The organism is 'Vigna radiata' phytoplasma (assembly GCF_030586915.1).
Classification (GTDB): Bacteria; Bacillota_I; Bacilli_A; order Acholeplasmatales; family Acholeplasmataceae; genus Phytoplasma; species Phytoplasma australasiaticum.
Map to the genome: position 1 here is coordinate 1 of NZ_JAOSIS010000032.1, position 730 is coordinate 730.

General features: G+C 23.3%; 1 protein-coding gene. It reads right to left on the reverse strand.

The window, feature by feature from the left end:
* Positions 1–170: 170 nt before the first annotated feature.
* Positions 171–730: hypothetical protein (locus OC710_RS02395; RefSeq protein WP_304514995.1), on the reverse strand; the 560-nt coding region annotated here is incomplete at its 5' end.

The following is a 730-nucleotide window of genomic DNA, read 5'->3' on the forward strand; positions in this document are numbered from 1 at the left end:
GAATGTAACAAATTATAATAATTCTAACGAATTATGTAATCGATGTAACTCAGTCATAAAACAATTGAAAACCGTATTAATATAATCATCCCAAAAAATAAAATAAAAAAATAGGAGTAAAATTTATTTTTACTCCTATATTTTTTAAAATAATTTTTGATTGTTGATAATTAATTTACAGTTAAAACAGGCACAGGAACAACCCAAACATTCGGTAAATTTTGTTTAAAATTATTAGAATTTATCAATTTATTCATAATAATCTCGCCATATTTATGATTTAATTTATCTACTTTTTGTTTTAATTCAGTAATATTATTTGTAATTTGTGTTTCAGACATATCAGGAGTAGCAATAATTTGAGATTTTAAATAACCTAATTCTTTTAATAATTGTTTTTGTTCTGATTCTAATGCAACAGGATGATAATCCTTACTCTTCAAAATAGCATCTAATTTATCTAATTCTTGGACAGATTTTTGACGCAACATCAAAACATCTGCACTACTCATAATAATCTCGCCATATTTATGATTTAATTTATCTATTTTTTGTTTTAATTCAGTAATATTATTTGTAATTTGTGTTTCAGACATATCAGAAGTAGCAATAATTTGAGATTTTAAATAACCTAATTCTTTTAATAATTGTTTTTGTTCTGATTCTAATGCAACAGGATGATAATCCTTACTCTTCAAAATAGCATCTAATTTATCTAATTCTTGGACAG